The following is a 10,860-nucleotide window of genomic DNA, read 5'->3' on the forward strand; positions in this document are numbered from 1 at the left end:
GGTCTTTTTGTTTTCCCTGTATATATTTGTCTCGGCCGTGAGATCCGCTGCTTATGGTCGAGCAGTTCCTTCCAGTTGGCTATCCATCCCGGCATTCTGCCAATGGCGAACATTACGGTATACATGTTCAGAGGAATACCTATGGCACGCAGGAGAATGCCACTGTAGAAATCGACGTTGGGGTAAAGGTTTCTCTCAATGAAAAAGTCGTCTTTGAGAATTTTTTCTTCAAGCTTTAATGCTATTTCAAGGAGGCTGTCATCAATTTCCAGTTCATTGAGAACATTATGGACCTGTTTTTTCAGTATAATAGAGCGGGGGTCAAAATTTTTATAGATCCGATGACCAAAGCCCATCAGTTTGAAGGGATCATTTCTGTCTTTTGCTTTTTCAATATAGTATTCGGGCTTACGACCGGAAGCATGGATATCCTCCAGCATGGCAATGACTCCGGCATTTGCTCCTCCATGAAGGGGGCCCCAGAGGGCGCAGACACCTGCGGAAACGGAACTGAAAAGATTTGCCCTGGAGCTGCCGACGACCCTCACCGTGGATGTGGAGCAGTTCTGTTCATGGTCCGCATGGAGGATGAGGAACAGGTTAAGAGCTTTTTCCACAATGGGTGAAACCTGGTATTCCTGGTAAGGATCGGAAAACATCATGTGAAGAAAATTTCCACAATAGCTCAGGTTGGGATTGGGATGATTAATGACCTTGCCGGAGGCCATGCGATAGGCAAATGCGGCAATTGTCCTGACCTTGGAGAGGAGCAAGGTTGCTGTTCTGTCAAATTCGGTTCCTGCCGATGTGACCTCAAGTACTTCGGGGTGAAAGCAGGATACCAGATTGAGCATGGCGGATAGAATGGCCATGGGCGGGGCGGATTTTGGAAAGCCGGAAAAATGGTGCTCCAGATTAGTATGGAGAGGAGCATGTTCCTTCAGTTGAGCCGAGAAATTACGGAGCTCAATTTCATTGGGCAGTTCTCCATAAAGAATAAGATAGGCAATTTCAACAAAGGATGCTTTCTCCGCAACTTCTTCAATGGGATAACCGCGGTACTGCAGGATTCCCTTTGCCCCGTCCACGTAAGTGATTGAAGAATAGCATGATCCGGTGTTACCGAATCCAGGGTCCATGGTGATATAGCCGGTTTCTGAACGCAGGGAGGTGATGTCGAAGCATTTTTCATTCTCAGTACCGGTTATTACATCAAATTCAAATTCCTGGTTATCAACTTTCAGTATGGCTTTGCTGCTCATATTGGACTCCGTGTGAAAAGGATTGAATCATTAATTTTTGTTGATTACCAATGAAATTCAGCTGTAATGGGGATGTGTCTGTTTTATCTGGCTGAGTTCTGGTCCGTAATCACATTAATTTTTTACTGGATTATTAGTAATAATAGTAATCATTTAAAATTAGGCAAGACTGATTTTTCCCGAAAAAGTATCTTGTTTTATTCTGAAACCTGAACCTGTCAGTGGATGGACCGGGGGGAGGAAAATCATGAAGTCAACATTGATTCAAGTGAAATTCGGTATCTATTCATATGGGCAGCATTTCTATGAATTTATTATCTCTGAACGAAATCCGGCAACTGGTTCTGATTCCATGTCTTTATGAAAAGAGAAGTCTGGGACCGATTTCTGCAATAGATCCGGTACCTGTCAAGACCATAGCCTGTTTTAACTCCTGCTCGAGAACGGCAATATATTTTTCGACACCATTTTGCAGACCACCAACTGCAGCAATTGAAAATGGTCTGCCGATCATAACCCCATCGGCACCGAGTGCGAGCATTTTAAGAACATCGTTTCCGTTACGAATCCCCCCGTCCACGAGAAGGGTTGTCTTTTTACGGACAACAGCGGCAATGTCGGGAAGCACCTCTACCGTTGCCGGAGCAGAGTCAAATACTCTTCCCCCATGATTGGAAACAACTATACCGTCGACTCCTGCATCGATGGCCAAAAGAGCCTCATCGGGGGTCATAATGCCCTTGAGAATAAAACGGAGCCCGGATCTTTTTACGATTTCAGTTAATTTTTCAAGGGGTTTTGGTGATACCGGACGGCCCATTTTGCGGAGGGTAATGAGGCCGGCCGCATCAATATCCATACCAACGACATCTGTTCCTGTCTCTTTTGCCGCCTCAAGTTTTTCGTATAATTCTTTGTCCTCCCAGGGTTTTATGAAAGGAATTCCGTGTCCCCCCGAGTTTTTAATGGCTTCAAATCCTGCAAGATGGATGAATTCCGGAACGCCATCCCCGGTGCAGCCCATGATATTCTTAGCCAGGCAGCCACTGATTATGGCACTGATATATTCTTCCTCACTGATTTTACCGCCCATGTTGAATGACACGCCACCAATGGGGGCTGCAAAAACAGGCAGGGCAAAGCGGGTTCCGAAAAAAGTGGTTGTTGTGTCCGGGTCGGATATGGCATGGATAAGGCGCATGTTAAGGCGAATGTCTTTCAGTTTTTCAAAATTGACTGTAAAAGCGCTGCCGGTACCAAGACCACCCATACCGGGTACTTCCCCTCGGCAGGCCCGGCCATCACAAACCGGACAGACCCTGCAGAATCCTTCCATCAGTTTCCTGGCATTTTTACATATTTCTTTCATATTCAGTCACCATCTGTTATCCGGTTTTAATCCGGGATGTTCTGATTTTTATTGCGGCCAAAGTTCAGCCTGACACTGGTTGACTTTGGGATGTGCTTAATTTATCTGGTAATTGCTCGCAGGCACCCCAGTTTTTCACAGTCTCTCTTGTCCGCATGGGTAGGCTATAGCGAATAAAAGAGCCTGTAAAAATCTGCGGGACCTGAGACCAATTGCTTTATCTGCCGTATTTCAAAAACCACATTGTACTGGTTTAAAAATAATCTGGACAGATACTTTTTCATTTTCTCTGGACGGTAAAAAAATCATGAAGTCCGTATCTCATGGATACAGGGAAAATAAAATAGTTGATCACCAGCCATATTCGGCGAGCTGGACCAGGAAGGCAATGATTGCCCCGAGAAAAACTGCACCTATAGCGAGGAAGGCAAGGCAGTGGTTAATGAGTTTTTTATGATTTAAAAATAAAGCTGAAAAAATGGTTGGAAACCGTTTGAAAAAGGTGATTCTTCGGGTTTTTGAAAAAAAGAGCAAGGAGATTGCGGCCGAATTTGTTTTCATAATCTTTCCTCCCTTTGATATGTTTTTACCAAGTATAACAGGGGTGGGGTATCACAGAGTGAGCCCCCGGAGAATATTTAATAAATTTTTTTCTCATTACGTAAAAACTCAGTCTGCTGTTCGGGAGTCTGGGATGTGCCTGATTTCTGCGGCTCAGGAAAAATGAAAAATGGCTGATTCAGATTTTCATGGACAGTACCTGACAGAAAAACACCATGTAAGACTGTGGGATATCAGGCAGCATAAAAGTCAGAAAGAGTGATGTTCGGGAGGAGAATTATTTTTGACATCTGCAGTTTTTGGGTATATGTTCTAAAGTTGTAACTTAATTAGTTGATCAGTTGTCTCCCTGTAAAGGGCTTGAGGTGTAATCATCAACACAAAGGAGCTGATATGAAGAAAGGGGAAAAACTTGTAATCGTCGGGTGCAGCGGATCCGGAGGACCGGCCGCCATGATGTCAAAAAAACTTATGCCGGAGGTGGATGTTACAGTTATCCGTAAGGAAGAATTTTTCATAGTCAGGTGAGCTCTTCCCCACGTCGTGGCCGGTCTGGTCACCAGTGAATCGATTGTTATTCCTGACAAAAAACTCCAGGGTGCAGGAATTAATGTTGTACAGGATGAAGTTACCAGGGTGGATGCCGCTAAAAAAATGGTGTTTACTGCAGGTGGTAAGGAGTTCAGCTACGATAAACTCTATCTTGCCACCGGTTCCAGTTCTTTTGTACCGCCAATTGAAGGTAATGATCTAGAGGGTGTGATGACGCTTCGGGGCCAGGTTGATGCGGCTCGCATAAGGAGTTCAATTGCGGAAAACAAGGCCAGAAATTTTGTTTTTATCGGTGCAGGTTTCATCAGCATGGAAATTGCCACCCTGCTGGCTGAAACCAATGAAGAATCATATAAAATCAGCATTATAGAATTGATGGATCGTCCTCTGCCGTTAATGCTCGACAAGGATATGGCGGACTCCGTCAAGGAATACCTGGAAGAAAAAGGATTGCAGATTCGTACCGGTGAAAAGGTAGAGAAGCTGGTGGGTGAGAATGGCAAAGTCACCGGTGTGGTACTTGCATCGGGAGAACAACTTGATGCTGATATGGTGTTTATGAATGTGGGTGTTCGGCCAAATGTTGAGCTTGCAAAAGAAATTGGTCTTGAGATGGGACAATTCGGCATTAAGGTCAACAGCTTTCAGGAAACATCGGATCCTGACATCCTGGCCGGTGGTGACTGTGTCGAGAAGTTCAATTTCATAACTAAAAAGCCGACACCTGGACAATTGCGTGGTCCCGCAGTGGTTCAGGGAAGGCTGGCGGCAAAACGTCTTGCGGGTTTTGATGTCGAATTTCCGGGCGTTCTTGATGCCGGTGGTTGCAAGATGTTTGATATGACCATTACTGCCACAGGGTTCACTGAAGAAAACGCGGCAAAAGAGGGTTTTGACACTGTCTGCGCCACGGTTGAAACCAGGAGCAAGCACGGAATGATTCCGGGCATGAAACCATGGAAACTTAAACTGGTTTTTGATCGGAAGACCCAGAAGCTCATCGGTGGTCAGATTGTCAGCCATACAATAGCTCCTGCCAGGGAGATAGATGCGGTTACTGCATTTATTCTCGGTGGTAAAACCATTCCGGAACTTACAACGTTTACTTCCGCCTGTAATCCGGATATCTCATCGGAACCGAGTATGGAGCCAATTACCATTGCAGCGGAACATGCCCTGCAGAAATTGAAAGCGCAGTAAAAAACGGTTTGAATAATATATAAAACCGCAAAAGGCTGAACTGAAAACCCGGGATAACCCGGGTTTTCAGTTTGAAGGAAGGCTGTCAGAGGTGTGTAAGGTCTTAATATGCCGACGCCAATCCCGAATCCGTAATGGTTTTATGATATTTTCCTGACAATGATTTGAAAAAAGTCATAATTTCCAATCAAATAGATTTCTTCTAAATAACAAAAGTTATTTTGTAACTACTCCCAGGGGTAGCAATTATATAATTTTATTACCTCTGAACTGTAATTGCTCACAGGTGCCGCAGATTTTCGCAGGCTCTTCTTCGCTATAGCCCTACTATGCGGACAAAAGAGACCGTGAAAAGCTGGGGTACCTGTGAGTAATTACTGTTTCGAGGGTGGCATGAAGTCGTCACAACGGCAGGTGTAATTACAACAGATTTTCAGCTTTGTGGATATTTTTTTACTTGATTACCCATGAAAGTCAGCCAAATTGTGGATTGGGCCTGTTTTATCAGGCTGAGTTTGTACGTAATTAGAACGTACCGTCCATAGTTGGTCTTTTTGCCCGACATCTGCGTTGCCCGAAAAATTTTATCCGTGGAATATCAACTATATGCCTGCGGTAAAATTTCCCGTTCGCCTTAATCTCGAACAAAAAATCTTCATTTCTGGACAGACACTGGAAAATACTTTTAATTGTCATTTAAAACATGATGTTCCTGAAGATTCGGTTCTTTGGATGGAGTATTGGATCCCTTTTGCTGTAATGGGTGGGCTTGCTTTATAGGCTGTTTAACAATAGTATGGAGGAACGTAATCGCCAGGAGAAGTCCTTTTTCCTGTCAAAATAGAGTATAAAAGTGGGAGAGAAATTATGGCCAGTACAGGTTATTGGGCAGATCATTACCAGGAGAATCGCATGTCTGCAGACAAGGCGATTTTAAAAATTCATTCAGGGCAGAGAATCTTTATAGGCTCCTCCTGTGGAGAGCCGCAGCACCTTGTCAAAGAACTGGCTGACGCCAGCATCAGATTTACTGATCTTGAGATCATCAGATTATTCAGCAAGGAGTCGACATCATTATCTAAAATTGCTGAAAAATCCAAATCCCAGAATCTAAACATCCGTTCCTTTTATCTGGGTTCGGCAAATTCGCAAAGTTTTCAGGGGGACAGGCGCTTTATTACTCCGATTAATATTTCAGATGTACACAGGCTGATAAAATCACGTCTTCTCCCCATTCAGGTGGCTTTGATACAGGTTACTCCCCCCGATGATTTCGGCTGGATGAGTCTTGGTATCTCGGTTGATATCACTGAATCTGCAGCAAAGGCGGCAGATATAGTGATTGCCCAGGTGAACAGGAATATGCCCAGGGTCCTCGGCAGAAGTTATATCCACGTCAATGATATTGATTATTTTGTTGAACATGATGAACCGCTTATCGAGGCAAAAAAATATCCGGATGTGGAAATGGCGGATATGATAGCCAGATATGTTTCCAGGCTCATTGATGACGGTTCCACAATGCAGATGTCCCTGGGGACGACGTCGGAAGCGAATCTTCGCGCGATGATGCAGAAAAATGATCTGGGGATTCATACCCAGTTCCTCACAAACACCATTATGAAACTTGTTTCGATGGGAGTCATTACAAACAAGAAAAAAGGATACAATGAAGGAAAACTAATCGCCAGCAATGCCATTGGCAATAAAGACCTCTATGACCTGCTGGACAACAATGCGGCAATAGAGTTCCATCCTTCCAAATACGTCAATGATCCCCGGGTTATTTCACGTAATAATAAAATGGTGGCGATGAATGTGGGGCGTGAGATTGACCTGACCGGTCAGGTCGCAGCCGATGCCCTGCCCTTCAACAATTTTTCCGGGATAACCGGGATGCTTGATTTTTTCCGGGGTGCAGCAATGTCAAAGGGCGGGAAATCCATTCTCATGCTGACTTCGACCAAATCAAACATCAGGGAAAGCCGGATTGTCCCGAAACTGACCGAATCGGCAGTGGTTGTTCCAAGGAGTGAAGTGCAGTATGTGGTCACTGAATATGGTTCCGTCAACCTGTTCGGCAAAAGCTTCCAGGAAAGGGCAATTGCCCTGATCAGTATCGCTCATCCTGATTTTCGGGACATGCTTTTTGATGAGGCAAAGGAAATGGGACTTCTTGGTCCGGAGAGGTCACTGAAAGAGGAGATGCATTCAATTTATCCACTGAAGCTGGAAGAAGTCCATGTCATTGACAATAAAAAGATAACCTTCCGGCCGGTAAAGCTGACGGATGAGCGGTTTATTCAGGAGCACTATTACGGTCTCGATAAGGTGGATGTTGTGTCCAGGTTTTTCAATGAACGGACCAGTTTTGTCAGCAAACAGATTGAAAATACTTTTATTATTGATTATCACCGGGATCTGACCATTGTCGCGGTGGAAGGTGAACCCGGTTTCGAGCGTATTCTGGCGGTGGGTGAATATTATCTGGATCCTGATTCCAATATGGCAGAGATTGCCTTTTCTGTTGTTAAGAAATGGCAGGGCAGGGGACTGTCGACAATCGTGATAAAAAAACTGGCAGAAGCCGCAAGGGAGAGTGGTATTGCCGGATTGACCGCCTACACTTCGACATCCAACAAGGGAATGGTGAAACTCTTCAATCTTCTTGACTATGAGGTGAGTATCAAAACAGAAGACAACATGATAAATCTGACCTGTAAATTTCAGAAAGAAAAGGAGTAAAGATTTGTTATTCAGGTTTCTCTTTTTCTGTCTCTTTTTCGGGGTGCCGGTTCTTCCGACAATGGCCGGGGGATTACCGGCACCCGGGTTGTATACTTATATTGAGAGAACCGGAAAGAAGGAAATAGAGTTCTACTGGAAGGCTGTTGTCAAAAATGATCAGGTGCTTGTGCATGTTTTTGAGGATGGGAAATCGTTTTTCAACATCTGTAAAGGAGATGGAGCAACACTGAAGTGGAAGATCAAAAACAGGAACAAACATGATATCAGTGCCGAACGGAAAGGTGACAGCCTGTATATTTCAGGTATCAGAAACGGTAAACCGTACGAAAAAACAGTTACCATTGACAGTCGACCCTGGTATCAGCCGTTATCTTTTTCTCTAGGGAGTTTTCTTGATTCGGGTCGGTCAAAAACAACTTTCTGGACCATCAGGGCCGATACGATTGAGGCAATAGCCCTGCAGGTAGTGAAGATGGGTGAGGAAACAATAACTGTCTGTAATCGGTCAATGACCGCGTGGAAGATTGAGGTCAGGCCTGATGGAATACTGTCCCCCTTCTGGCACGGTTCCTACTGGTTCAGAAAGGAAGATAATCTGTTTCTCAGGTACAGGAGTGTCCATGGTCTGCCTGGTACGGAGGAGACAGTGGTTGAACTGATAAGGGAACCGGATTAAGGTTCCCTGCCATGAACTATTTGATCCGGCCAAGCCGGTTTATCCGTACATGTCTGTGCCGTTGATGATCAGCATCTTCGGTGAATTTGCTCATTTTTACAGGAGGATTTTATGCCAAATCTGAAAGGAACACAAACTGAAAAGAATATCCTGACCGCATTCTCTGGAGAATCACAGGCTCGTAACCGGTACACCTATTTTGCATCCCAGGCGAAAAAGGAGGGATTTGTACAGATCCAGCATATTTTTGAAGAGACTGCCAACCAGGAAAAAGAGCATGCAAAACGATTATTCAAACTCCTTGAGGGAGGAGAAGTAGAGATTGCCGCTACATTTCCTGCTGGAGTTATCGGCACTACTCTGGAGAACCTGGGTGAAGCTGCCGCCGGTGAAAATTATGAGCACACGACCATGTATCCTGAATTTGCTGCGACCGCGAGGGAGGAAGGTTTTGCCGCCATTGCAGCAATTTTCGAGGCAATAGCGGTAGCGGAAAAGCAACACGAAAAACGGTATAAAGATCTGGCGGAAAATATAGAAAAAAATCAAGTGTTCAGCCGGTCGGATACGGTGACATGGCGATGCAGAAACTGTGGATATCTCCATGAAGGGAAAGAGGCACTGGAAATGTGTCCCGCTTGCGCCCATCCAAAGGCTCATTTTGAAATTCTGGGAGAAAACTGGTAAAGGCCAGCCTGGGGAGTTCGATTTAATACCCCGTATTGAAAATACGGGGTATCATCAGTCCCTGTCCAGATTTCTGTTAAGCTCCTTGAACGTTTTCGACAGTATTGAGTCAATGAAATCACGGGCTTCCATGTCCCAGGAAGATCCTTCCTTTATAATGCTTTTGCCTGTTGTCAGGTCCAGAAGAATAATCTTCATATGTCTGACCTGGCAATTGTCAGACCAGCGACAGTGGATATTTAACCTGCCGAGGACGGCGAGGTGTATATTCTCTTTTTTTGCTGTTGCTTTTATGGCAGAGAGTTTCAGGTTTGTTCTGGTATAGTATTTCTTTGAAGAGCCTGATGCCTTGAGTTTGGCTATTTTTTTAATTTTATAATAGGACTTTTTTAACCTCAGTTTGTCAGAGTCATCTATCCGGTATTTCAGGTTATCTTTGAGGTAGGAAAGAAACGAAATTCCTTCGTCGTCAAATACCCAGGGAAAGATGCCCACGTTGAGGATTTCCGGTCTCTTTTCTGCAACTGTCTCGACCACTGCAGGTTCTTTTTTCAGGTCTGGTTGTTTGCTTCGCTTGACTTTTCGGGGAGGAATAATTTTCTGTTTATTTCGTTTCAGTACAATTTTTTCAGCCGGAGCAGGAGCAGGACCAGGCACAAACGGTTCTTCCATTTTCAACTGTCGAGGGGGTTGGGGCCGTACAGCTGTGGTCTTCTGGATACTCTGCACCATCTGGCCATAGGCAATGCCGATTTTATTTTCCTGAAGAATAATACCTTCCGCAACATTTCTTCTTACTTTGGTGATTCTGATTTTTCCCGTGTGGATTTGCTCAACATCGAGAACTTCTCCTGTTTTCGGGTGCTTGATCACTTCTCCTTCCTTGAAGACAATGAACTCAGTTCCATAGTCAAGCCCGGCTGTAAGGCCCAGATCAACGATAACTGATTTGCCGTCTCTTTTAACTATGTATCCGGTGAGAGGGAAATTGCGTATTATTCTTTTGGTCAGAAGCTCCACCAGGGACTGCAGATCATCAGATGCGCTGCCTCGAATATTTTCCGCTGCAATGATGGAGCCGGATTCCACACTGATGACACGGGAGTTGATTTCAATGGAGTTTTTCAATTTGAGGACGGATCCGGTAATAATGACTTTAACTCCCAGGATTTTTCCCAGTTCACTGGCACTGTTTTCGTCAATCAGGCCGGTTGTGGCCAGTTTCTGTTCAGAGATGATTTTCTGCAGCATGGCTCTTTCCACGACATCAAAACGGCCGCTTTTAACAATGGATGTAATGAACCACTCGGAAATAATGGCTCCCATTCCCTGGGTATTCAGCTTGTCTCCATGGAGAACAAAATCGAGCACTGCAATTTTCGTTTTTTGAAAATCCGCAGATGAATTTCGGGGGGTGACACTGACCAAAAAGGAGGACAGGAAAAGGACAAGAGCTAAAATACTCAGATGACGGGTAATAGAATTCATCATGTAATTACTGGCAGAATTTTTTATTTAAACAAGTGATTATTCACTGGGATCCACGGTTTTTCACGGTCTTTTCAGCTGGTACAGGCAGGTTTTAAGCCGATTTGAAAAATCGAAAAGATGAAATAATATATTACGTTCGTGAAATTATTGCATGTCAAACCTGCAAAAAAGTTCTTGATTACCCATGAAATTCAGCCAAATTGTGGATGTGCCTGTTTTATCAGGCTAGCCTGCGGTCAAAAATCACTGGAAATCTCAAATGATAAGGAATTCAAATGAAAAAGTGTCAATCCAGATCATTTTATAATCAGTCT

At 44.4% G+C, this 10,860-nt stretch carries 9 protein-coding genes; 5 read left to right on the plus strand and 4 right to left on the minus strand.

The genetic code is table 11. The annotated features are described in order from the left end of the window. The 3 genes from ACXLDX_RS09300 to ACXLDX_RS09310 form a co-directional block, all read right to left on the minus strand. Positions 1-1,262, minus strand: a 1,262-nt coding sequence (locus ACXLDX_RS09300) for a citrate synthase (protein ID WP_457576901.1), incomplete at its 3' end; no start/stop codon positions are given. A gap of 358 nt (positions 1,263-1,620) precedes the next feature. Further along, positions 1,621-2,631 (minus strand): alpha-hydroxy-acid oxidizing protein, encoded by a 1,011-nt coding sequence (locus ACXLDX_RS09305; protein ID WP_457576902.1) that lies wholly within the window; start codon positions 2,629-2,631, stop codon positions 1,621-1,623. Positions 2,632-2,982: 351 nt separating this feature from the next. Continuing rightward, a complete protein-coding gene (locus tag ACXLDX_RS09310; RefSeq protein WP_457576903.1) occupies positions 2,983-3,192 on the minus strand; it encodes a hypothetical protein in 210 nt (69 codons plus the stop codon). A 393-nt stretch (positions 3,193-3,585) separates the two neighbouring features. Here ACXLDX_RS09310 and ACXLDX_RS09315 point away from each other — a divergent pair, with 393 nt between their 5' ends. The 5 genes from ACXLDX_RS09315 (at position 3,586) to rbr (ending at position 9,055) form a co-directional block, all read left to right on the plus strand. Beyond that, entirely contained in the window at positions 3,586-3,720 is a 135-nt protein-coding gene (locus tag ACXLDX_RS09315) for a hypothetical protein (protein ID WP_457576904.1), read from the plus strand. Between the two features lie 15 nt (positions 3,721-3,735). Beyond that, on the plus strand, positions 3,736-4,944 hold the full coding sequence (locus ACXLDX_RS09320) for an FAD-dependent oxidoreductase (protein ID WP_457576905.1): 1,209 nt from the start codon (positions 3,736-3,738) through the stop codon (positions 4,942-4,944). A gap of 867 nt (positions 4,945-5,811) precedes the next feature. Next, a complete protein-coding gene (locus ACXLDX_RS09325; RefSeq protein WP_503417357.1) occupies positions 5,812-7,689 on the plus strand; it encodes a GNAT family N-acetyltransferase in 1,878 nt (625 codons plus the stop codon). A gap of 4 nt (positions 7,690-7,693) precedes the next feature. Continuing rightward, on the plus strand, positions 7,694-8,368 hold the full coding sequence (locus ACXLDX_RS09330) for a hypothetical protein (protein WP_457576908.1): 675 nt from the start codon (positions 7,694-7,696) through the stop codon (positions 8,366-8,368). 111 nt (positions 8,369-8,479) lie between these two features. Next, a complete protein-coding gene (gene rbr / locus ACXLDX_RS09335) occupies positions 8,480-9,055 on the plus strand; it encodes a rubrerythrin (protein WP_457576909.1) in 576 nt (191 codons plus the stop codon). A gap of 54 nt (positions 9,056-9,109) precedes the next feature. Here the strand turns inward: rbr and ACXLDX_RS09340 are convergent, their stop codons facing one another. Then, a complete protein-coding gene (locus ACXLDX_RS09340; RefSeq protein WP_457576910.1) occupies positions 9,110-10,546 on the minus strand; it encodes a FlgO family outer membrane protein in 1,437 nt (478 codons plus the stop codon). Between the last annotated feature and the right edge of the window lie 314 nt (positions 10,547-10,860).

It is taken from the genome of Desulfomarina sp. (assembly GCF_054039375.1).